The sequence below is a fragment of the Flavobacterium sp. PL11 genome (genome assembly GCF_035985025.1).
Lineage (GTDB): Bacteria > Bacteroidota > Bacteroidia > Flavobacteriales > Flavobacteriaceae > Flavobacterium.
The window spans coordinates 1-24,988 of the sequence record NZ_JAXCIA010000023.1; the positions used below are offsets into that span (position 1 = coordinate 1).

A 24,988-nucleotide genomic window follows, 5' to 3' on the forward strand; every position below is an offset into this window, starting at 1 on the left:
TTTTTAATCACATCATATTTCTATTACTTTGTCATTCCGACGAACGAGGAATCTAATCAAATTGCTCACTTTTTATTTGCAACCATTGAGCTTATTTCATAATGAAAATCCTTAATTAGTCAGGATGACAAATTAATCGTCAAAGCCATTAAGGTTCAATAAAAATTTTATTCAAATCTTATCTCTATTACTTTGTCATTCCGACGAAGGAGGAATCTAATCAAGTTGCTCACTTTTTAATCTCTATTACTTTGTTATTCCGACGAAGGAGGAATCTAATCAAGTTGCTCACTTTTTAATCTCTATTACTTTGTCATTCCGACGAAGGAGGAATCTAATCAAATTGCTCACTTTTTATTTGCAATCATTGAGCTTATCTCATAATGAAAATCCTTACTTTGTCAGGATGACAAAGTATTCGTCAAAGGCATTAAGATTAATAAAAATTTTAATCACATCATATTTCTATTATTTTGTCATTCCGACGAAGGAGGAATCTAAGCAAGTTGCTCACTTTTTAATCACATCATATTTCTATTATTTTGTCATTCCGACGAAGGAGGAATCTAAGCAAGTTGCTCACTTTTTATTTGCAACCATTGAGCTTATCTCATAATGAAAATCCTTACTTTGTTAGGATGACAAATTATTCGTCAAAAGCATTAAGATCGATAAAAATTTTATTCAAATCTTATCTCTATTACTTTGTCATTCCGACGAAGGAGGAATCCAAGCAAATTGCTCACTTTTTATTTGCAACCATTGAGCTTATCTCATAATGAAAATCTTTAATTAGTCAGGATGATAAATTATTCGTCAAAAGCATTAAGATCGATAAAAATTTTATTCAAATCTTATCTCTATTACTTTGTCATTCCAACGAACGAGGAATATAATCAAATTGCTCACTTTTTATTTGCAACCATTGAGCTTATTTCATAATGAAAATCCTTAATTAGTCAGGATGACAAAGTATTCGTCAAAGGCATTAAGATCGATAAAAATTTAAATCACATCATATCTATTACTTTGTCATTCCGACGAACGAGGAATATAATCAAGTTGCTCACTTTTTAATCACATCATATCTCTATTATTTTGTCATTCCGACGAAGAAGGAATCTAATCAAGTTGCTCACTTTTTAATCACATCATATTTCTATTATTTTGTCATTCCGACGAAGGAGGAATCTAAGCAAGTTGCTCACTTTTTATTTGCAACCATTGAGCTTATCTCATAATGAAAATACTTAATTAGTCAGGATGATAAATTATTCGTCAAAAGCATTAAGATCGATAAAAATTTTATTCAAATCTTATCTCTATTACTTTGTCATTCCGAAGAACGAGGAATCTAATCAAGTTGCTCACTTTTTAATCACATCATATTTCTATTACTTTGTCATTCCGACGAAGGAGGAATCTAATCAAATTGCTCACTTTTTATTTGCAACCATTGAGCTTATCTCATAATGAAAATCCTTAATTAGTCAGGATGATAAATTATTCGTCAAAAGTATTAAGATCGATAAAAATTTTATTCAAATCTTATCTCTATTACTTTGTCATTCCGAAGAACGAGGAATCTAATCAAGTTGCTCACTTTTTAATCACATCATATTTCTATTATTTTGTCATTCCGACGAAGGAGGAATCTAAGCAAGTTGCTCACTTTTTATTTGCAACCATTGAGCTTATCTCATAATGAAAATACTTAATTAGTCAGGATGATAAATTATTCGTCAAAAGCATTAAGATCGATAAAAATTTTATTCAAATCTTATCTCTATTACTTTGTCATTCCGACGAAGGAGGAATCTAATCAAGTTGCTCACTTTTAAAGTAATATCATTAGGCTAATCTTAATATGAATATACTTGTTTTTTCAGGATGATAAATTATTCGTCAAAGCAATAAAGGATAAAAAAAATTCATCACATAATATCTCTATTACTTTGTCATTCCGACGAAGGAGGAATCTAATCAAATTGCTCACTTTTAAAGCGGTATCATTGAGCTTATCTCATAATGAAAATCCTTATTTTTTCAGAATGACAAATTATTCGTCAAAGGCATTAAGGTTAAAAAAAAATACATCATATCTCTATTACTTTGTTATTCCGACTAAGGAGAAATCTAATCAAGTTGCTCAACTAACTGAAATTATATATTTTACAATATTATAATGTGGAATCTACATTAAGTTAGTCTATTTTAGAAGGTAAATAGTTTTAGTATACAATTGTAAAGTACTTTATTTAGTTTTAATTTATCAACTACATTGATAATTCAGTTTTCAATTTTTAAAAATGTGAATCTCGAGCATTGATTGCTCTCTCTTTTAAAAATTTTAAAGGCAGACAATTAGTGATTTTATAATACGCAGTTTGCTTTTTTAACTAATAGCAAAAATTTAATATTTCGCTCTATCTAATATTAATGTGCTATATATCAATAAGAAAAGTAAAAAAAGTTTACAATTCTAGTTGTATTAGGCTTTACATAAATGTCAAACGAAAACAAATTTAATGGGTTTTAAACAAATAAATTTTCAAGAAAAGACATTAAAAATTTTCAAAACTAGACAAGAAAAGTAATTTATTATTAAAGCGATCAAGAATTTAATAATTACATTTGATTGATTGGTTAAAACATAAAAAATGAAACAACATTTATCAAAAATTCTAAAATCAGTATTAACTGCTGGTTTAACCTACACCATTGTGATCGCTGCTTGGGACTACTATGATGGTAAAGAATTTCAATTGTCCAAATTTATCTTTAATACAATCTTTTTTGGGTTGATCTGGTATTTTCGTTTTAAAAAAATATTTATAGATAAAGTAGAATCAAATGATTCTGGTAAAAATTTAGACAATTAATAATAGCAATTTAAAACGTAAAAACCTTGATAATACGTTTATCGAGGTTTTTGATGATTGATCTAAAAATTTATACTACATTATATAACTAATTATTACTAAATCTAATATATAAAAAAATTACTAGTGAATTTTCATTCCGACGAATGACCATGCGAGGGATTATCCGAACAGCTAGCGGAATATAAACAATTTGCTGAACTAATTAAACTTTTATTCTTAAATGCTAACAATTTCCAATTTATATCAAATTCACCTATTTGTAGAATTCAAATACTATTTTGCAATATTTTTAACTTGTGAAATTTGGTGTATATTTTTATCAATTAGCTCATAAATTATACTGTTTTCAACGATTTAAATCCAGATATTTTTTTTTTAGACATTGAAGCCAGGTTGTACTGGTTTTGAATTATTACAAAGCTTAAAAAATATTCCGATGGTTGTTTTTATAAGGCATTCGACCAATATTCTTTAGAGGCTTTTGAAACCAATAGTATCGATTATTTAGTAAAACAGGTACGATTAGAACGTATTGAAAAAACCGTACAGAAATTAAAAACATTCCATATAAAAAGCTCTTCAGATGAGATTTTTAAAGTTTTAAAAGACATTAAAAATCAAAAAGAGGATAAAAAAATGACTTCTATTACCGTTAAGATAAACGATAAATTAATTTTTATAAAACTAGATAATGTAACTTATTTTGAAGCCGATAATAATTATACCACTATACATTCTCAATTTGGATCGTTCTTAATTACAGAATCTATTTCAAGATTAGAAAAAAATTACCGATAATTATTTACGCATTCATAGAGCCATCATTATTAGCAAAGACTATGTAAAAGAAGCTCAGAAATACTTTAACAATCGTTTAGTCATTACTCTCAATGATATAAAAAGAACAAATATTACTTCAGGAAAAAGTTATTCCGAAAACATCAAAGAATTTATGGGGATTTACTAGATGTTAGACAGTTTTAAACAGACTGTTATTCCATTATAAATTCATAATCTTACAAAACTGCTAACCTCAAAATAAATACTTACCTTTGACGTTAGTATCTTGATTTAACTTAATATGATGCAGAATTTTGGCGATAAAGAAACTGAGAAAATTTGGAATGGAATTCAGTCCAGAAAATTACCTTTTGATATTCAAAACGTAGCAAGACGCAAACTAAGAATGATTAATAATGCGCAAAACACAAATGATCTTAGGATTCCCCCTGCGAATCATTTGGAAAAATTGAGTGGCAACTTATCGAGATTTTATAGCATACAAATCAATAACCAATGGCGAATTATTTTTAAATGGGAAAATGATAACGCCTTTGAAGTTCAGATTGTAAATTATCATTAAAAAAATAAATTATGAAAACTTTAAAAAATATACATCCCGGAGAAATTCTAAAAGAGGAATTTCTTAAACCATTAGGAATTACAGCATACCGATTAGCAAAGGAAACCTTTATTCCACAAACAAGAGTTGGAGAAATTCTTAAAGGAAAGCGTAGAATAACTGCCGACACTGCTTTACGATTTTCCAAATATTTTGGTAGCAGCGCAAAATTTTGGCTTGGTCTTCAAGATGATTTTGATTTAGAAGAAGAAAACATTTCTAAAAAAAAGGAACTTGAAAATATTAAACCTGCAGTTCATAATGTAGCATAAACTGAATATTTTCAAAAAACTTCTTCTGAATCTATCTTTCGTTTAAAACAAAAATCAAAAACGCCACAAAATTTCTTTTGTGGCGTTTTGATTTTACTTCAATATCTGTGCTGCGTGTTCTTTAGTTTTTACTTTTTCGATTACCTCATCAATAATTCCATTTTCATCAATTATAAAAGTGGTTCTGTGGATTCCATCGTATTCTTTCCCCATGAATTTTTTAGGTCCCCAAACTCCAAAAGCTTGAATTACTGCTTTGTCTTCATCAGCCAAAAGTGGAAAAGGAAATTCATACTTGTCTTTAAATTTAGATTGTGCTTTAGCAGAATCAGCACTTACACCTAGCAATTCATAATTATTAGCTTGAAAACGCTCAAAATTATCCCTTAGATCACAAGCTTCGGCGGTGCATCCTGGTGTGCTTGCTTTTGGGTAAAAGAAAACTACTAATTTTTTACCAGCGTAATCCGTTAATTGATGTGGTTTTCCGTCTTGATCTAGCGCTGAAAAATTAGGCGCTTTATCTCCTTTTTTTAATGTTGTCATATTATTTAACTATTTGATTGATTGGATAAATTCGAACTGAAACTCGGATTTCTGCCCCAGATGGAAATGAAAAGCCCGGACTGAAAAAAGCTATTTTTTCTTGTTTATAAAGAGCGACCGGCAGGAAGCTCCTTTATAAAGATAGAAAAAAAGTTTTTTAAAGGAGGACTTGCAATGTACAGCTGGATTAGGCACATAATGAAAATTAACCTATTTTTACAATGCTAAAAATACAAAAATGAACAAACAGGAAAGGGTAAATTTTGTTATAAATACGTTAAAAGAACTGTATCCAACAATTCCAATGCCACTCGATCATAAAGACCCCTACACGTTGTTAATCGCGGTTTTACTATCAGCACAATGTACTGATGTTCGCGTAAATCAAATTACACCACTGCTTTTTGCGCGTGCTGATAACCCGTACGATATGATAAAGATGACAGTGGAAGAAATTAAAGAAATCATTCGACCTTGTGGCTTGTCGCCAATGAAATCGAAGGGCATTCATGGTTTATCACATATTTTAATTGATAAACATGGTGGCGAAGTGCCTCAAAGTTTTGAATTTCTAGAGGAATTACCTGCTGTGGGACATAAAACAGCGAGTGTAGTTATGTCACAAGCTTTTGGAATTCCCGCTTTTCCAGTGGATACGCATATTCATAGATTAATGTACAGGTGGAATTTAACAAACGGAAAAAATGTAGTTCAAACGGAGAAGGATGCAAAACGAATTTTTCCAGAGGAAACTTGGAATGATTTACACTTGCAAATTATTTGGTATGGACGGCAATACTCCCAAGCTCGTGGCTGGGATTTAGAAAAAGATATTATTACAAAGACTATAGGACGAAAAACAGTATTAGATACCTACTATAAAAAACAAACAAAAGTCTAAATTTAAAAATTCCACTAAATTCAGTTTGAATCGAGTGGAATTTTTTTTAAACTTAATAAATATTTTATATTATTTCATTCTAATTAGAAATAATTTCAAAATTTAAATTGTTTATTTTTATTATGCTCAACGCTTTGGAGTAGCTTAATAAAAAAGAAATTGTCTCATTACTTGGTTTCATCGATGCGGAAACCATTGATTTTTTTGAGTAAATTTTTGCCATAAAATAATAGATTTTGTTTTCTATTACAACGCAGCAAATAGTAGTATATTGTTAATTGGTTAAAACAATTTGGTGCTTATCTATCACTTTTCTCAAATTCATTAACGCATATCGCATTCTTCCTAATGCCGTGTTGATGCTTACTCCGGTGCATTCCGATATTTCTTTAAAACTCATATCTTGATACATTCGCATTACTAAAACTTCTTTTTGATCAGCTGGAAGTTCTTCAATCAATTTTTGTAAATCCATTTCTACTTGATCGGCGATAATTTTATTTTCGATAGTTAAGGAATCATCAGACATGATTGAGAATATAGAAAATTCCTCGGTTTCTCTAAACATTGGCATTTTCTTATTTTTTCGATAATGATCTACCACTAAATTATGCGAAATACGCATAACCCATGGTAGGAATTTACCTTCTTCATTATAAGAGTTTGATTTCAAAGTTTTAATAACTTTGATAAAAGTATCTTGGAAAACATCGTTGGTCACATCTCTGTCTGGAATTTTAGAATAGATGAATCCGTAAATTTTTGATTGATGTCTTTTTATCAAAATCGCTAATGCATCCTCATTACCGGCGATGTATTGCGTCACTAATGTAGCGTCTGGGAGTTGTATATTAACCATATTAATACTTTTTAGTTTTTAATTAAAAGTGATAGATTGCTCTAAAAAGTAGTTTTATAATATAGGCTCAGTGGATTAGGATTTAAAATCGCTCAAATATAATTTATTTATATTTGAACGCACAAGTAAAAATAACAAATTTTAACAGATTTTAACTAATTATTATGAAATAATTTTAATGTTATAAATTTTAGCTTTTTTTATAATTTATAACATTAATTTAATTGCTAGTCAATTAAAAAAAAGTCACAACTATTTTAATGAAAATGATATTTAAGTAAGGCTTTATAATTCGAAATTAATGATAGTATTAAAGTTTAAAGATCGCACTAAAAAAAGCTCCTTTTCAATTACCAAATAAAGTTCAATAATTGTTTAAAATCATAAATTAATAAGAGAGAAAAGATTTATTGTGAAAAATAGTCTGATAGATTTTCGATAAACAGACTTAAATTTTGTTTTTGCAATTTGCTATTATTGATACACCCTTATATAATCAATGACAAAATCCTGAGGAAAAATTGTATCATCAACTTCTGGACCACCAAAATTTCCGCCTATTGCCATGTTGACAATCAAATAAAAGGGCTGATTGAAAGGCCAAACCATTTATGTTTAATCACTGGGAATCATAATCGGTAACAAATGCTCATCAGCATTCCCACTAATTATATTTATTTAATAATATAAAATTAGAATAATTGTGAAGTATGGAAAATATAAAAACATTACATATTTCTCATCTTCTAAATACACCCCTTTTTAATCAATAATTGTGACTTGTTCAATTCTTTGAGTCCGTTTAAAATTGATTACTTTTGTAAAAATTAATGTTTTTATGCAAGTTGACCTTTCGAAATTAGATCCAAAGAAAAATATCATCATAAAAGGAGCGCAAGTACATAACTTAAAAAATGTAGATGTTGCCATTCCAAGAAATAAATTAGTTGTCATTACTGGACTTTCAGGTTCAGGAAAATCAAGTTTAGCATTTGACACATTATATGCTGAAGGACAGCGCCGTTATGTAGAAAGTTTGTCTTCTTACGCCCGACAATTCTTAGGACGATTGGACAAACCAAAAGTAGAATACATCAAAGGAATAGCACCCGCAATTGCAATTGAACAAAAAGTAAACACAACAAACGCTCGATCTACAGTAGGAACTTCCACAGAAATTTACGATTATATAAAGTTGCTTTTTGCCAGAATTGGAAGAACCTATTCACCAATTTCAGGTAGAGAAGTCAAAAAAAATACCGTAACCGATGTTGTAACTGATGTAAAAAGTTTTGAATTAGACAGCAAATGGTTGCTCCTTGCTCCTATCCATTTAGAGGAAGGCAGAAAATTAGAGGACAAACTAAAGGTGCTTTTGCAACAAGGTTTTTCAAGAATTTTAGTTGATAATGAAATGGTGCGTTTAGATGACTTGCCTGATTCTCTGGCCAAAAAAGAAATTCTCCTAATCGTCGATAGAATTGTAGTAAAGGAAGAAGAAGAATTCTACAATCGTCTTGCTGATGCGGTACAAACTGCATTTTTTGAAGGAAAGGGAATCTGTTATTTACAAGAATTAAACGCTGACAAAAAGTATACATATTCAAATAATTTTGAATTAGATGGAATTACATTTTTAGAACCTAATGTTCATTTATTTAGTTTTAATAATCCTTATGGAGCTTGTCCTGTTTGTGAAGGATATGGAAATATAATAGGAATTGATGCTGAGCTAGTCATCCCCAATACCACTTTATCCGTATTTGAAAATGCAATTTTTCCGTGGCGAGGCGAAAGCATGAGCTACTATCGCGATGAGTTAGTTAATAAGGCTTATAAATTTGATTTCCCAATCCACAAACCGTTCTTTCAATTATCTGAAGATCAAAAAGAGCTGATATGGAAAGGAAATGAATATTTTCAAGGTTTAAATCGATTCTTCAAAGAATTAGAAGAAAAAAATTATAAGATTCAAAATCGCGTTATGCTATCCCGTTATCGCGGTAAAACCAAATGTTATTCTTGTAATGGAAAACGACTTAGGATAGAAGCATCGTATGTAAAAATTAATTCGAAGACTGTCTCTGATTTAGTAGATTTACCGATTAAACATTTAGTTACGTTTTTCAAGAACTTAGAATTAGATGTATATGAGCAGCAAATTGCTAGACGTTTATTATTAGAAATTAATAATAGATTATCATTTTTGACAGAGGTTGGTTTAGATTATTTGACTTTAAATAGAAAATCAGCAACACTTTCTGGTGGAGAGTCACAACGAATTAATTTAGCCACTTCACTTGGCAGTAGCTTGGTGGGTTCTATGTATATTCTTGACGAACCAAGCATAGGTTTGCACCCAAAAGACACCGAGCGTTTGATAAAAGTATTACTATCCTTAAGAGATTTAGGCAATACTGTTATTGTGGTAGAGCACGACGAGGACATTATGAAAGCGGCTGATATGATTATCGATATAGGACCTGAAGCAGGAACACTAGGCGGGAATTTAGTTGCGCAAGGAAGTTATGACGAGATATTACAATCGACTTCACTCACGGCGAAATATTTGAATGGAGATCTGGAAATTTCGGTTCCAAAAAAACGTAGAGCTTTCAAAAATTATATTGAAATAAAAGGCGCAAGAGAAAACAACCTACAAAATATTGATGTTACTTTTCCGCTTGATGTTTTAACGGTTATTACAGGAGTATCAGGAAGTGGAAAAAGCACGCTTATCAAGAAAATCTTGTTTCCAGCGATACAGAAAAAGTTGGAAAATGTAGGCGAGAAAGCTGGTCAATTTAGCGAAATTACTGGATCCTTTTCGCAAATAAAACATATTGAATATGTCGATCAAAATCCTATTGGTAGAAGTTCACGTTCCAATCCTGTAACGTATATCAAAGCGTATGATGATATTCGAGAATTATATGCAAAGGAAAAGCTTTCGAAAATAAGAGGTTATCAAGCTAAACACTTTTCCTTTAATGTTGATGGAGGCCGTTGCGAAACCTGTAAAGGAGAAGGATCGATCAATGTAGAAATGGTATTTATGGCTGACGTTCAACTGCCCTGTGAAACCTGTAATGGAAAAAGATTTAAGAAAGAAGTGCTGGAAGTAACTTTTGAGGGCAAAAACATAAATGATATTTTAACTATGACGGTTGATGATGCCATTGCATTTTTCACTGAGCATAAACAAGCTAAGATAATTCAAAAGATACAACCGCTACAAGATGTAGGATTGGGATATGTACAATTAGGGCAATCATCATCTACGCTTTCAGGTGGCGAAGCACAACGTATAAAATTGGCGTCGTTCTTAGTAAAAGGTGCTACAAAAGAAAAAGCGCTTTTTGTATTTGACGAACCTACAACAGGTTTACATTTTCATGATATCAAGAAATTGCTGAAGTCTTTTGATGCTTTAATTGAAAAAGGACATTCAATAATTGTCATAGAGCACAATCTCGATTTGATAAAATGTGCCGATTGGGTAATTGATTTAGGTCCTGAAGGAGGAGAAAATGGCGGAAAATTGTTAGCCGTAGGAACTCCTGAAGAAATCGTAAAAAATAAAAAATCCATAACAGCCACCTATTTAAAAGCTGTTTTAAAGAAATAAATAAAAGGCCAGTAAATCAAAAATTGACTTATAGGCCTTTTATTTAAACCTAGCTTTTAATTAAAATCTATAACCTAAACTAATTCCACTTCTTATTCCTCCCCATGGTCCGCTAATTTTTATCGTGGCACCATTTCTATTCGCTTTGGCTTCTATATCTCCTAAAGGAAGATCAATGTCATCAAGCTCTTTTTGAAGTTCTGCTTGTTCAAAAGAAGTTAATGTTCGATCTGTTTTTCCATCAAAATTCCCTTTGGCAGTACCATAATGAGGTCCTACAATCCACCAGTCTAAAATAATATGTTTTCCTAAATTAAATTGAGCACCTAATTGCAATCCAAAAGTATTTGCAGTAAGTTTGCCACCCATATCGATATCTTCTTGTGGCCCTAAATCACTTTTAAATGTAAAAGTAACATCAGTAATGTCATATTTTAAGTTTCTATAAAAAGGAGCAATATAAAAACCTTTCCCATACCCTTCTCCTAAATATATTCGAACTTCTGGCGTGAAAGCAGAATAACCCAATTGCGCATTATCAAGGATTTTTTTATTGTCTTCATTATCCGAAGTCAATTCGCTTAATTGTCTTTTAAAAGCTATACTGCCTTTAGATATAAAACTGTATCCAACTACAACACCTATTCGCTTAGTCAAACTTCTTTCATATTGAAATTGATAGTTTTTAAAAGCTAAACTGGTTAAACTAATTTTTACATTATTCTTTTTTATCAATGATGCTTCATTGATGGATACCAGCGAATTAGAACCACTTACTGAGGTTGTCGTTTGTGCAAAAGCAACACAAATGTTAAACAAAATTACTAACGCGGAAAGTAGATTTTTTTTCATTTGATAGATAATATTAGGATTGAACAATTTAATTTTAATGCACAAAAGTAAATCAAAAACATTTTTCCTCAAAGGGTATTCCATTTTCATCAATTGCTATCAGTATTTTTTTAGCTTTTGAGGAAACTTGTGATATATAAATCCAAGGAATAATCCAGAGTCCTAATGTGAAACAAAATATTAGTAAATTGTAAATGTGATTGACCTTTTTCTGATTTTTTATCAAAATAGCATAAGGCAATTTATCATTTCTTTCCAAAACTACAAATCCTTCATTGGTTTTTGTAGCCAAGATTGAGGAAAATTTGATCAAATCTTGATCGCTTTTATTCGTGTCTGTTTTCAATTTATCTAAGATCATATTTGGGGCAATTTTAGATGGTCACTATAATAAGTAACAACAGCAAAAATAAAAGTTAATCAACACTTACACAATACCTACTTTTAGTGATATTTGATTTAAATAAAATTTAAATAAATGACTTTAGTTTCTTTAATACTATATCAATCACTTGATTAATTTCTACAGAGACTAAAAATCTATAATTCAAAAAAATATAACAGATCGTTACTAATACTGATTTTAATGCTATCGAAATCATAGGATTAAAAGGAAATTCCCAGAAATAAAATAGTAAAAACAATATCAAAGTCAAAATGATTGAATGTAAAGTTTGTACTGTAAAAGGATAAAGATGCAATCGCTTTACAACAAACAATAATTTAGCCACACTGTATAAAGTTATTGAAATTAAGGTTGCAAAGGCACAGCCCATAATTCCATAAGTTGGAATAAGTAACATATTCAATCCAATGGCTACTGCTACTAAAACGACTCCAAGAAAAAGTACTGCGCGATAATATTTAGTATTGAAAATTATTGCATTATTATTCCCTAAAATCAAATCAAAATATTTTGAAATTCCAATCATAAAAACAACTAGAATTCCGCCACTATATTCCTCTGGAATCATGGCGTACAATTGATTGATATTGACAAAAATTCCAAGCATCACAAAACCGCCAACCACTTGAAGATTGATAGATGTTTTTTTATATAAATCATTTAACTCTTCATACTTATTATCATGCATCAATTTTGCAGTAATTGGATATACAATTTGGTGCATTGCTCTACTCGGTACTGAAATTACTAAAGCAATAAATGTAGCAATTGAATAAAAGGCTATATTATCAATGATCATATATTGATTTAGCATTATTTTATCGCCATCTAAAAGTAAATTAGCTACACTTCCTGAAAGAATAATATAGAAAGTGTACACTAAAATATCTTTAGTATTAACAGGTAATGCAAACTGAAATGTGGGTTTTTGAATACTAAATGCGTAAAACATGGTTACTAAAAAAGCTAAAAAATACAATCCTGCCGTTGCGTAAACAAATCCTTCAACGGTAAGCCAATTAAAATATACGGCAACTAATAAAAAAAGTGAAAATAATCGTAAACCAACTTCTTTAATAAAGTTTCCAAAGACAGAATGCATGTGAACTCTTGCCCAAGCATAAAAAATTTCAAAATAAGCCATGCACAATCCTATAAACGGAATCAACCATATATAATCTTTTACTATTTCATTTTTTTTCGAAAGAAAGAATAAAATCTCATCATAAAAATAGAGAGAGATTAGTAACATTGGGACTATTAGTACTAATGGAAATAAGACCGTAAAGGATAAAAATCGAGATCTATCTTCATTAGTTTCATATTGAGAATAGAACTTTACTAATGAATTTTGCATTCCAATTGCAAATAACGGCATAATAACATTTGCACAAGATGTAATGTAGTTAGTTAAACCATAAAAAGTAGCGCCAAGAAGAACAGGATATAAATAAAGTGTGTTTATTGCCCCAATTCCAAAACCCAAATAGGTGATGACGGTATTCTTTAAAGACTGATTTAATACTATTCCCATGAAAGGTTTAAAGTTATGTAATGATCTTAGAAAGGAGAATTGAGCAATTGTGCCAATTCTTTAGTTAAACTTCTTCTGGAATATTTTTGTAAACCCACTCCATTCGATTGTAGTTTTCCTTCTAAAAACTGATTGTAAAAGTCCAAAATTACACTTTTTAATTTCAATTTCTCTGAATATTTAAAAAACGATCCTGTGTTTGTACTCTGTATAATTGCAGCAAAATCGGAGTTTTTAGGGCCAATTGCTATTATTGGTCTGCCAGAAACCATATATTCAAATAATTTTCCAGGAATTATACTTTTTGTATCTTCTGAATCAATTTCGATAAGCAATAAAACCTGTGATTTCCTTTGATGTGCTATCGCTTCCTTATGAGAAATATAACCCAAGTTGTTGAGGTAAGAATCGAGCTTATATGCTTTGATAGTTTCTAAGACTTCTTGACTAACAGCTCCTATTAATTTAATCTCTAACTGTGATTTAAATTCGGGAATTTCATTTACTAATTCAATCAAGCTTTCCCATAATATCAAAGGATTTCTTTCAGATAGAAAAGAACCAATATGAGCCAAACTAAATTTATTATCTAAAGTTTGTTTCTCCACTTGCTCCGTGTCATAACCATTCGTAATCACAGCTATTGGCTTTGTTGTAATAGCTTCAAATTCGGTTTTCGTTGTTTTACTTGTTACAATAATAGTATCGGCTGAATTTAAAACTTGATGTTCTAATGCTTTGTGTCTATTCGCTGCAAAGCTGGATAATCTCAAAGATTTATGATAACCTATAGTTGTCCAAGGATCGCGAAAATCAGCAAACCATTTTACATTTAATTTATTTTTTAATTCTAAACCAATAAGATGTAAACTATGTGGTGGCCCAGAAGTAATGATGATGTCAATATTATTTTCTAAAATGTATTTCTCTAAAAAAAACACGGATGGTTTTACCCAAAAAACACGCGCATCAGGTATAAAAAGATTTCCGCGAATCCAAAGAAAGGTTTTATCTAAAAAAGACTGTTTTTTTTGATTTGGAATAATACCCGAACTTATTTTTTTAGTTTTATTCTTCGAAAGAAAAGATGCTAATTGATAGGGTTCAAATATCTTATTTCTTAGAATAATTGTATTATCTGAAACTTCTTTTACCAGATTTTCATCAACAATAGGATAAGTTGGATTCTCAGGAATATAAACTATGGGTTGAATACCAAAGTCAGGCAAGTATTTGACAAACTTAAGCCAGCGTTGTACGCCAGGACCGCCCGCTGGTGGCCAATAATAGGTAATGATTAAGATTTTTTTTTGAGACAAAATAAGTTATTTATTATTTTGTCATTCTGACGAAGGAAGAATCTCTGTAATTATTATTTAGATTCTTTCTTGATCAAATGACAAATTAGTTGAGGAATTACTGATTTGTAATTTATTTTAAATCCACAATAAATGAAGTGACATTTCTATACAATTCTCTGGAAATATAAAATAAAGCTGGAAGAGAGGGAATTATAAAATAGATTTTAAATTTTCCAGTGAAAAGATAAGTACCAGTTAAAATACCGATGGTAAAACCTAATAAAAACAAAAATAGTATTATTTGCTGAAACGATTTTAAACTGAATAATTCTTTCATTATTTTAACCTATTATTATTATTTACTTTCTCTAATTCTACAACATCTAATTGATCCTTTCGTCTATTGGCTGTTTTTTTTGCAATAATCAAATTATTTATATCGATGATATTTGCTTTTTCTAAGAGTGCTGCAAAAGGCTTATTTTTTAAACCTTTAACAGAAATCATACTATCCAATCTAAAATTTAAATCTAAAGTAAAATCTGTCCAACCTGGAATAAATTGCATCGTTTTTATCTATCGAAATCGCCCAGTCCCAACTGCTAAATGGCATTTATCAAATTTTAACGATTAACGATTGATGATTAACAATTTTTGATTTCAGATTTAGAAAATTAATAATCAGCATTCGTTTAAAAAAATCTTAAATCTTAATTCCTTTTTTTCTTTCAAAATAAATTCCAGCAATCAAAAGAAGCAAAATTCCAATACCGCTCACTAGCGCGATCATGCTGCCAGTTTTTATCACTTGAGGTTCAAACATAAATTCTACTTTATGTTTCCCAGCTGGAGATTGATGATTGATGATTAACGATTTTTGATTTCAGATTTAGAAAATTAATAATCAGCATTCGTTAATCAAAAATCTTAAATCTGAATTCTTTTCTTTCTTTCAAAATAAATCCCTCCAACTAAAAGTAACAAAATTCCAAAACCACTCACTAACGTTATTGTACTTCCAGTTTGTATTACTTGAGGTTCAAATTTAAATTCAACTGTATGTTTTCCTGCAGGAATCTCTAGTCCTCTTAGCACATAATTGACTCTAAGATGATCTACTTTACTGCCATCAATATAAGCATTCCAGCCATTTCCGTAATACATTTCAGAGAACACAGCTAAACCAGCATTAGCATTATTTGAGGTATATGTTAAGAGATTTGGTTTATAAGATGCTAAAATTATTTCTGTGGCCAAGTCTTTTACAAAAACCATATTATTAATGTTAAACTCCTTTGTGTTTATAATTGCTATATTTTTAGAATCTAAACCTGCTAATTTTTTCATTTCTTCATCTGCTGAATTAACTGATTTCACTTGACTCACAAACCAAGCATTTCCGTTAGCGTTTGGATTTGAAGTTGGAAATTCATTGCCTTCTTTATCTGTCTGAATAACATATTTAACATCTAACATATTTAAAATTTCCATATTGTTATTCGCAATTTGGTAATCAAATAATTGTTGCATTCTCCTTGGTTTAACCGCACTATAACCTCCTATAGATTTATGAAAATAAGAAGCTCGCGCACTAGATAAATTTCCAGAAACCTCAAATACTCTATAATTAGAAGTATCTTTTAAAATCTCAGTATCTGATGGTGATTCTTGAAAAGGAACTTGCACTTCTCTACCACTAACAAAATCTTTTGCAGATACATAATTCTTGGCAACAAAAAATAAATCAGAGATCATTAAAATACCCACTATTACAATTGCCGTATTTTGAACAAATCGTCCCTTGATAGATAACCACAATACTCCTGCAACTACTAAAATAAAAAAAGCAGAACGCAGTAAATCAGTACTGTATAAACTCATTCTATCGAGTTTCAAGGCATCGACAAACTCAGGGCCGTAGCTTTCTTGAAAATAGGAATCGCTACCACCAGAGAAATTAAACAAACTCTTACTTAAAAATAAAACAACAATTATCCCTATAACGACACTCACACTTTGATACAATGCTTTCCCCTGCGCTTTTTTATCTAAAGTAAAAAAGGATTGTAACCCCATAATTGCTAAAACTGGAAAACAAAGCTCGAGAATTACTTGAATAGAAGAGACCGCTCTAAACTTATTATATAACGGAATGTAGTCTATTAAAAAGTTAGTTAACAATGGAAAATTCTTTCCCCAAGATAAAATCAAAGCAACAGCGGCACCTGATAGAAAGACATATTTTATTTTACGTTCATCGATAAATAAGGCTAAAATTCCTAAAAAGAAAACAACAACACCTATATATGCTGGAGCTGCAACAATGGGTTGATCACCCCAATAAGTTGGCATTCCCGACACAAAATCAGTTGCTTGGCCTTCTGGAACTCCTTTGCCAATCATAAATTCAAACATGTGACTGTCCTTACCTACTGCTTCACTATTAGATCCACCAAACAACCTTGGTGCAATCAAATTGAAACTTTCCATAATTCCATAGCTATACTCTGTTATATAATCTCGAGTAAGTGCACTGCTATTTGTATTTTTAGAACCGTCAGGATTAAATGATAATTCGCTTTTGCCTCGTGTACTAAAATCAGCATATTCAGCTGTGGCTAATAAACTGGTAGCATTTGCACCAATAGCAAAAATCCCGGCTACAGCTAAGGTTGCAAAAGAATATACCATTGATTTATAATCTTTATCTTTTACTTGTTGATAAATAAAATATCCAGAGAGTATCAATAAGAATATCAATAAATAATAAGTCATTTGGAAGTGATTCGCACTAATTTCTAATGCTGTCGCAAAAAGAGTCAGCAATCCTCCTATGATATATTTTTTTTGAAAAACTAAAATAAAACCAGCTATAACTAGAGGCATATAAGCAATTGCATGCGCTTTAGCATTATGTCCTACACCAAGAATTATAATTAAATAAGTAGAAAATCCAAAAGCAAGAGCACCAATAAAGGCTTTTAGTGGATCAATTCTCAGTACTAATAGCAAGCCATAAAAACTTAAAAAATAGAGAAATAAATAGTCAGCAGGACGTGGTAAAAAGCGCAATGCATCATCTATAATACCCATATAATCATGAGGATATTTTGCACCTAATTGATACGTTGGCATCCCACCAAAAGCGGAATTCGTCCAATAAGGTTCCACATTATCTGACGCTCTAAAATCGTTTTGTTCTTTAGCCATTCCCGTATACTGCACAATATCTGATTGAAAGATTTGTTTTCCTTGCAGTACGGGATAAAAATAAATAAGAGAAATTAAGACAAAACCCAATATGGCTAAAACGTGCGGATAGAACTTATTTAATATTTTCAATTTAACAATATTTGGATTAAAGAAATAATTTAATAAAATGGCAAACTTAATCTATTTCTTCGTAATCAACATATTCACCAACTTTTTTAGTCTCGCGCGGTTTTTTAGCATTAGCTGTATTGTAAATGACTTCGTCCTGAGTTGGTGTATTATTCCAAGTATCCTGCTGCTGTCTTTGTTGCTGTTGCTGCTGCATATTTTGACCTGCTTTTTGAACTACTTTTTTTAATATAAAAGGGAGAAACAATTTTGCTAAAAATCTGAATATATAATAGAAAGCAATCATATAGATAATCGCTTTAAAAAAGCCAGTAAATGAAGCTATTTGCATAATTTAGTATTTTTCTTCAAAATTAATAAAACTTGATCAATACATCAGGGCAAAATTAAAATATCATTCTTAAATAAATGATAAAATATAGTACATTTGGAAGGCATTGTTACTCTCTAAATTTAAAATAGTATGAATAAAATAAATAAAATTCGCTTTTATATAATATTATTATTTCCAATTATTTTTTATGGGCAATATACAGATCAGATAAATTCTAATCGGCCTGGTGAAACTATGTCAGCATTTTCAGTGGGTAAATCAGTTTTCCAAGTCGAGACTGGAGTATACGGAATTCATGAAAATCATGACTTACTTAAATATGAAAATAATGGCTTTGGAGTTGATATGACGCTAAGATGGGGACTTTTTAAAGAGCGGTTAGAAGTTATTGCAAATTTGCAATACCAAAATCAACAGCAAACCAGCAGATTTAGTAAAGAGCAGCAATCAGGTTTTAAGCAAACAGTATTAGGAGTAAAATATTTAATCTATGACCCCTTTTTTAATTACAAAAGGAAAATTAATTTATACAGCTGGAAAGCAAATCGCGCTTTCAACTGGCATCAATTAATCCCAGCTGTTTCAGTATTTGCGGGAGCTAATTTAAGTTTTTCTGATAACCCATACTCATTTTCGCCTGAATCCAGCGTATCTCCAAAAATTATGCTCATCACTCAGAATCATTTTGGTGATGGAAAATGGGTTTTTGTAACTAATATAATCGCCAATTATATTACAACAGAATTCCCAAGTCATGGATATGTGCTGACCCTTACAAGAGGATTTAATGATAAATGGTCAGGTTTTATCGAAAATCAGGGCTATAAAAGTAATTTTTATAGCGATGCAATAATTAGAGGTGGAGCCGCTTACTTGATAAATGAAAATTTTCAAATTGACGCTTCGGTTAGTAATAGTCTAAAAAATACGCCCTCCATTCTTTATGGTGGTTTAGGATTATCATGGCGATTTGATGGAAATTATAAAGAAGTACGAGTGAAAATTGACAAAGATGATGATAAGAAAAAATAGTATAACAGCAGTAAACTAAAAATATAATTACAGAATTTAAAATATAAAATGATTACACTACACGAAACACAAACCAAAAACGAGTTAAAAGAGTTTATAAAATTCCCATTTACATTATATAAAAACAATAAATATTGGGTCCCACCACTTATTGTAGATGAACTTGAAGGCTTTGACAAACAGAAAAATCCAGCTTTTGAAACAGCCGAAGCTTATTTCTATATTGCAAAGAGAAATAATGAAGTAGTAGGACGAATTGCAGCGATTATCAATTGGAGTGAAGTAAACGATCAACAAAAAAAGAAAGTCCGTTTTGGTTGGTTTGATGTTATTGATGATATTGAAGTTACAAAAATGCTTTTAGAAAAAGTATATGAACTAGGTCGAAAAAACAACTTAGAATATGTTGAAGGTCCAATGGGTTTTTCAAACTTAGATAAAGTTGGCGTTTTAACCGAAGGATTTGATCAAGTAGGAACAATGATTACTTGGTATAACGCTCCATACTATGCAACTCATTTTGAAAAATTAGGTTATGTAAAGGAAAAAGAATACATCGAAAGCAAATTTCCATTTGAAAATGTAAAACTAGAATTTTTTGAAAAAGCAAACGACTTAGTAAAAAGACGCTATCAATTAAGTCCTTTAAATTTTAAATCAACAGCCGAGGTAATGCCTTACGTAGATAAAATGTTTGATTTATTTAATAAATCGTATGCTTCTTTATCGTCATTTGTGGCAATTTCAGACACCCAAAAAGAATATTTCAAAAAAAAATACATCAGTTTTATTAATCCCGAATTTATAAAATTTGTGGAAGATAAGGATCATAATATTATTGCCTTTAGCATCGTGATGCCTTCTTTTACCGAAGCTTTACAAAAATCAAATGGAAAACTATTTCCTTTTGGATTCCTTAGGATGCTATATGCACGTAAATTTAGTAAAGATGTCATATTTTATTTAATTGGAGTTTTACCAGAATATCAAAACAAAGCGGTCACTGCAGTCATTTTTAAAGAGTATTATGAAACCTTTAAAGAAATAGGAATTTTAAATTGCTTTCGAACACCTGAATTAGCTGACAATGCTGCAAGTTTAAATTTATGGAAACATTTTCATCCTGAAATTCATAAACGCAGATGCACTTATAGAAAAGATTTATAAAGTTTTATTAATCACCACTATAAAGTCATCAAGCAAAAACCAAGTTCTAAAATGACTGAAAATGAATTTTAAACATCTATTACACAGATAGGCACTACGAATTAGATAAAACTGCTTTGAAAAAAAACATATAAGAAATGTATCAATATTTAAATTCTCTATAATCACATTTGAAATCTCTCATCTTGCTACAATGAAAAAATCAAATATTTGAATCAATAAATATTAAAATAATAGTACTAAATGTACTCCACAAAAAAAGCCTCTCATTTCTGAGAGGCTTTTACTTTCTGGGTGGGAGACGGGGCTCGAACCCGCGACCCTCGGTACCACAAACCGATGCTCTAACCAACTGAGCTACAACCACCATACTGCTTAGCGGTGGCAAAGATACGATATAAGTTTACTTTTGCAAATAAATTTTTCAAAAAATTATATCAATTTTACTTCAAATCTGCTAAGCTATTGACTACCAAATATCTTTCTACTCTAAAACCTCTGGCGTGTTCTACTCCAGAAAGTCTACCTAAATCTCTAGAGCGATAATATAAGCTTTCTAGGAAGTTTTTACTGCTAATTGGGGATATTCAAAATTGATTGTATAGTGCTAAAAAAGAGAAGAAAACATTGTTTATTTAAGTGTGCCACAAGGCTTACTAATCTAAAAAAAGAAATATTCACTGTTGAATCATAACTTTGATAGGTGTTCTTATCATTAAGTTAATTATAAAATTGAGGTTAAAATAAGTTGTATTTTAATTCAATATCCATTGCAATATTTACTTTAAAATTACTATGTTTGAATAGTTATTTTATGGTTTTTCAATAATTCATAGATCATAATAAGATTTAGCTCAATGACTTCAATAAAAGCAAAGTATATAATCTGGATAAAAATTTATCGCTGAAAATAAAAAAATGCGTACGTAAAAAAGAATTAATTTAAAATTTCGAAGAGGTTAATAGATCTATGAGAATTGACTAGAATAAAATTTTTGACAACTTTTGAAAATCAAATATCTTTTTCCAAGTTAATACTCGTAAGCAGAAATCTGAGATTAATTCTCAATAAAAAAATTTAATTTTAAAATTAGAATGATATTAGACAACGAAAACGAGAACCTGAAAGTTCATGAGTGGATCACAAAATATAACGAAGATGGAACATTAGATATTGTTACAGGATATTTTACAGTTGGAGCACTTGCTTATTTATCCACTAAAACAAAAGATAGAATTAAAAATTATCGTTTTGTATTGGGTGAAATTGTAAATTTTGACGAAAAATTAAAAGCACTTGATCTATTAAATGAGAATTTAAGTATAGATAATTCTTTTAGACTAAAACAATTAGCTAAAGAAGCAGTAGAGTTTCTTAAGCTTACCAAGGTTCATGCGAAGACTTTAGAACCAAATTTTTGTCATGCTAAGCTTTACTTAAAAAGCGCTAAGGAAGATGATCGAAATCATTATTTTATTTCTGGTAGTTCTAATCTAACAGAGGCAGGATTTGGTATGAAAACTACAAGTAATGTCGAATTGAATATAGCAGAAACAGGTAATAACAATCAATACAAAGAGCTATTAATCTGGTTTGATTCGCTTTGGGAGAAACCACAATGTCACACAAGCAAAACAATTGTTGATGAGAAAGGAAATAAGTCCAAAAAAGATTTTAAGCAATACTTGATTGAAGAAATTTCGAAGTTATTCAATATATACACACCTGAACAAATCTATTTTAAGATTTTGTTTGAATTGTTTCACAACGAAAAAGATAATGCTGAAATTGAAAAACAGTTAATTAAACTTGAGGAGACAGCGATTTATTCTAAATTATATGATTTTCAAAAAGGGGGAGTAAAAAGCTTAATAAGAATGCTCAATAAATACAATGGAGCAATTCTGGCAGATGCTGTTGGTTTAGGTAAAACTTGGAGTGCGTTAGCAGTAATGAAGTCTTTCCAAATGAGAGGTGATGAAGTGATTCTTCTAAGTCCTAAAAAATTAGAGCAGAACTGGACTCAATATTTAAAAAGGCAAAACTCAATTTTTGAAGATGATAAACTCGACTATGTAGTTAAATTCCATACTGATTTACGAGAAGGCGGTATGCATTCTAGTAGCCTAAATGAAGACTTTTTTACAAATGATAAGCCCAAATTAATTGTAATTGACGAAAGTCATAACTTAAGAAATGACAAAGGCAGTCGTTACAAGTATTTGGTTGAAGAAATTTTACAAAAATCAAAAGGTGATATTAAAATTTTATTGCTATCTGCAACACCTATAAACAACTCTTTTAAAGACATTCGAAATCAATTTAAACTAATGTCTAAAGGAGAGAATAATGGGTTTAAAGAAACTTTAGATGTCAATAATATTGATAGCACGTTTAGAGATATTCAAAAAGTGTTTAATGAGTGGAGCAAACAGCCTAATGCAAAGCTTTCTGACTTCCACAGCAAAATTAAAGACAGCGCTTTTTTTAGATTAACGGATCATTTATTGGTAGCTCGAACTCGTAAAACTGTCAAAGCTAATTTTGATAAATCGCTCAGTTTTCCAAAGCATAAAAAACCCATAAATATTTTTGAAACACCACTTCATTTTGGTGATGTAGAAAACTTTGCAGAGTTGATGGAAAACTTGCAACTAAATCTATCTGCTTATCAACCCTCCTACTACACCGTTTCAAAAGAGGACCGAAATAAGCTAGCATCTGAAAAAGCCGATAGAAAGAGAAAAGGTCAAAAAAGCGAGAAAGACGCTGTTCTAAAAGATGACATACAAAGAGAACATTTTTTGGTAAAAATGATGATGATCTTGATGCTTAAAAGACTGGAAAGCTCTTGGTGCTCATTTTTAATTACAGTTGAACGTATTTACCAACATCATGATAATGCCTTAGATAAAATAAATGCTTATCAAAATTTAAAAGGCAGTGAAGATATCACAATAGATGGAATTGATTTTAGTACAGATAGTACTGATGATGAAGATGATGAAGAGCAACGTGCGATAGATGATATCACTTTAGGTAAAAAAAATCCAATCCGTTTAACGGCAATAGATCAAGCTGGCAACTTGGAAGATTTTAAGAATGCTATTAAAAAAGACAAGAAAAACTTAAAGTACATAATAGATAATGTCAATCAGTTTCAGAAAGAGTTTGAGAAAGAAAGTGGCATAATTTCAAAAGACAATAAGTTGCAGCGTCTACTTGAAATTATCGTCGAAAAACAAAAATCAAGTAATAAAAAAGTTGTGATTTTTTCTGCGTATAAGGATACGATAGAATATTTGTTTAACCAGTTAGCCTTGCGAGGATTTGATAAATTTGCAATGGTTACTGGCGGTGGTAATAAAATCTATAATGAGGAACAGTCAAGTAAAAAACATGAAAAGATATTAGAACGATTTGCACCTTATACTAAATTATTTAAAGAAAAGAATTGGACAAATTTTGAATTGTCTTCAATTGATCTCACTCCCAAAGAGAGTTTTAAGGAATGGAAAGAATACATCCAAAAAGAACACACTCCCACACAATCTAAAATCGAGAATCCCATTGATATTTTGATCGCTACAGATGTTTTAAGCGAAGGTCAAAACTTACAGGATGCAGACATGGTTATTAACTACGATATTCATTGGAATCCTGTTCGTGTCATTCAACGAGTTGGTCGTATTGATCGTATTGGATCCCCAAATGATGAAATACAGTCCATTAATTTTTGGCCAGCAAAGGATATTGATGATTATATCAATTTGAAATCGAGGGTCGAAAAGAGAATGGCAATTATGAAAATTTCAGGTTCAGAAGTGATTCACGACTTTACCGAGGAGTTTAACGATATGGCAGAAGCAAATAGTCTTGAAGATCACCAAAATGCAAATATGTTACGTCAATTAGAAAATAACTTAGACGAACTAGATGGAGAAGAAAGTTTAGGGTTTGACGATTTTTCTTTTGATAATTATCGTCAGCAACTGCAAGCTATGCTTAAGGAAAAAAATAAAGAATTTGAAAATATGCCCAACGGAGTGTTTTCAGGTTTTAAAGTCGAAGGAACTGAAGAAATGCAAAATGGAATAGTTGCACTTTTAGGTTATCCTGCACAAAAAAAGTACAATCCAAACTTCGTTTATCTTTCCTACGAGTTAATCTATATCGATAAGGAGGGTAATCAAATCTCCAATAATCAGAAGATAGTTTTGGAGCAGCTGTCAAATCACTATACCTCGCCTCGATTCGTTCCTGTTGCTATTGACAGTGGAGATGAAACTGAAATAGCAAAATTAACTCACGCTTTGAGAACATGGATTAGCAATCAAGCGAAACAAGAAGTGGAGATGGAAGATGGCACAAAAAAGGAAGTCATGTCGAAAGCTGGATTAGATTTTTTAAACAAACTAAAGTCTAATCCAAAACAAACGATTGATAAACTCAAAACGGAAGGTAATGTTTCTGAAAAATATGAATTTGATAATTTTGATTTAATAACGTGGTTAATTATAAGCTAA

General features: G+C 30.5%; 18 protein-coding genes, 1 tRNA gene and 2 pseudogenes. 9 read left to right on the forward strand and 12 right to left on the reverse strand.

Going from position 1 to position 24,988, the window contains the following annotated elements; genetic code table 11:
* Positions 1-2,660 precede the first annotated feature (2,660 nt).
* The 4 genes and pseudogenes from RCH18_RS12025 to RCH18_RS12040 all read left to right on the forward strand — a co-directional run bounded on the left by RCH18_RS12025 (position 2,661) and on the right by RCH18_RS12040 (position 4,559).
* Entirely contained in the window at positions 2,661-2,882 is a 222-nt protein-coding gene (locus RCH18_RS12025; protein ID WP_326937005.1) for a hypothetical protein, read from the forward strand.
* A gap of 639 nt (positions 2,883-3,521) precedes the next feature.
* Positions 3,522-3,852: pseudogene (locus RCH18_RS16155) on the forward strand (LytR/AlgR family response regulator transcription factor).
* A 114-nt stretch (positions 3,853-3,966) separates the two neighbouring features.
* Complete coding sequence (locus tag RCH18_RS12035) at positions 3,967-4,248, forward strand: type II toxin-antitoxin system RelE/ParE family toxin (protein WP_326937007.1); 282 nt, start codon at positions 3,967-3,969, stop codon at positions 4,246-4,248.
* Between the two features lie 11 nt (positions 4,249-4,259).
* On the forward strand, positions 4,260-4,559 hold the full coding sequence (locus tag RCH18_RS12040; protein ID WP_326937008.1) for a HigA family addiction module antitoxin: 300 nt from the start codon (positions 4,260-4,262) through the stop codon (positions 4,557-4,559).
* A 93-nt stretch (positions 4,560-4,652) separates the two neighbouring features.
* Here the strand turns inward: RCH18_RS12040 and bcp are convergent, their stop codons facing one another.
* A complete protein-coding gene (gene bcp, locus RCH18_RS12045) occupies positions 4,653-5,105 on the reverse strand; it encodes a thioredoxin-dependent thiol peroxidase (RefSeq protein WP_326937009.1) in 453 nt (150 codons plus the stop codon).
* Positions 5,106-5,343: 238 nt separating this feature from the next.
* On the opposite strand from bcp, the gene RCH18_RS12050 reads away from it, so the two are divergent.
* Positions 5,344-6,006 carry an endonuclease III domain-containing protein gene (locus RCH18_RS12050; protein ID WP_326937010.1) on the forward strand — a complete coding sequence of 221 codons (663 nt, stop codon included), beginning with the start codon at positions 5,344-5,346 and terminating at the stop codon, positions 6,004-6,006.
* A gap of 274 nt (positions 6,007-6,280) precedes the next feature.
* On the opposite strand, the gene RCH18_RS12055 is transcribed toward RCH18_RS12050, so the two are convergent.
* A complete protein-coding gene (locus RCH18_RS12055; protein ID WP_326937011.1) occupies positions 6,281-6,865 on the reverse strand; it encodes an RNA polymerase sigma factor in 585 nt (194 codons plus the stop codon).
* A 474-nt stretch (positions 6,866-7,339) separates the two neighbouring features.
* Positions 7,340-7,468 (reverse strand): annotated as a pseudogene (locus RCH18_RS12060) (glycoside hydrolase family 16 protein); the annotation flags it as partial.
* A 235-nt stretch (positions 7,469-7,703) separates the two neighbouring features.
* On the opposite strand from RCH18_RS12060, the gene uvrA reads away from it, so the two are divergent.
* Positions 7,704-10,493: an excinuclease ABC subunit UvrA gene (gene uvrA / locus RCH18_RS12065; RefSeq protein WP_326937012.1), complete on the forward strand. Its 2,790-nt coding sequence runs from the start codon at positions 7,704-7,706 to the stop codon at positions 10,491-10,493.
* A gap of 60 nt (positions 10,494-10,553) precedes the next feature.
* Here uvrA and RCH18_RS12070 read toward each other — a convergent pair whose 3' ends face one another.
* The 8 genes from RCH18_RS12070 to RCH18_RS12105 all read right to left on the reverse strand — a co-directional run bounded on the left by RCH18_RS12070 (position 10,554) and on the right by RCH18_RS12105 (position 18,259).
* A complete protein-coding gene (locus tag RCH18_RS12070; protein ID WP_326937013.1) occupies positions 10,554-11,345 on the reverse strand; it encodes a DUF3575 domain-containing protein in 792 nt (263 codons plus the stop codon).
* A 52-nt stretch (positions 11,346-11,397) separates the two neighbouring features.
* Positions 11,398-11,706 carry a hypothetical protein gene (locus RCH18_RS12075; RefSeq protein ID WP_326937014.1) on the reverse strand — a complete coding sequence of 103 codons (309 nt, stop codon included), beginning with the start codon at positions 11,704-11,706 and terminating at the stop codon, positions 11,398-11,400.
* Between the two features lie 109 nt (positions 11,707-11,815).
* Positions 11,816-13,285: a lipopolysaccharide biosynthesis protein gene (locus RCH18_RS12080; protein WP_326937015.1), complete on the reverse strand. Its 1,470-nt coding sequence runs from the start codon at positions 13,283-13,285 to the stop codon at positions 11,816-11,818.
* 26 nt (positions 13,286-13,311) lie between these two features.
* Positions 13,312-14,604, reverse strand: a complete 1,293-nt coding sequence (locus tag RCH18_RS12085; protein ID WP_326937016.1) for a glycosyltransferase family 4 protein — start codon at positions 14,602-14,604, stop codon at positions 13,312-13,314.
* 112 nt (positions 14,605-14,716) lie between these two features.
* A complete protein-coding gene (locus tag RCH18_RS12090; protein ID WP_326937017.1) occupies positions 14,717-14,923 on the reverse strand; it encodes a hypothetical protein in 207 nt (68 codons plus the stop codon).
* Positions 14,923-15,153, reverse strand: coding sequence for a hypothetical protein (locus tag RCH18_RS12095; protein WP_326937018.1), 231 nt, complete (start codon positions 15,151-15,153; stop codon positions 14,923-14,925). The genes RCH18_RS12090 and RCH18_RS12095 overlap by 1 nt, the downstream gene beginning before the upstream one ends.
* A gap of 360 nt (positions 15,154-15,513) precedes the next feature.
* Entirely contained in the window at positions 15,514-17,928 is a 2,415-nt protein-coding gene (locus RCH18_RS12100; RefSeq protein ID WP_326937019.1) for a YfhO family protein, read from the reverse strand.
* Between the two features lie 46 nt (positions 17,929-17,974).
* A complete protein-coding gene (locus RCH18_RS12105) occupies positions 17,975-18,259 on the reverse strand; it encodes a DUF4834 family protein (protein WP_326937020.1) in 285 nt (94 codons plus the stop codon).
* Positions 18,260-18,391: 132 nt separating this feature from the next.
* Here RCH18_RS12105 and RCH18_RS12110 point away from each other — a divergent pair, with 132 nt between their 5' ends.
* Both RCH18_RS12110 and RCH18_RS12115 read left to right on the forward strand, forming a co-directional pair.
* The gene (locus RCH18_RS12110) at positions 18,392-19,294 is read left to right on the forward strand and encodes a transporter (RefSeq protein ID WP_326937021.1); all 903 of its coding nucleotides are present in this window, start codon (positions 18,392-18,394) and stop codon (positions 19,292-19,294) included.
* A 48-nt stretch (positions 19,295-19,342) separates the two neighbouring features.
* Entirely contained in the window at positions 19,343-20,461 is a 1,119-nt protein-coding gene (locus RCH18_RS12115) for a GTP cyclohydrolase (protein ID WP_326937022.1), read from the forward strand.
* A gap of 292 nt (positions 20,462-20,753) precedes the next feature.
* Here the strand turns inward: RCH18_RS12115 and RCH18_RS12120 are convergent.
* Positions 20,754-20,829: transfer RNA gene (locus tag RCH18_RS12120), tRNA-His, on the reverse strand.
* 727 nt (positions 20,830-21,556) lie between these two features.
* Here RCH18_RS12120 and RCH18_RS12130 point away from each other — a divergent pair.
* On the forward strand, positions 21,557-24,988 hold the full coding sequence (locus tag RCH18_RS12130) for a helicase-related protein (RefSeq protein WP_326937023.1): 3,432 nt from the start codon (positions 21,557-21,559) through the stop codon (positions 24,986-24,988).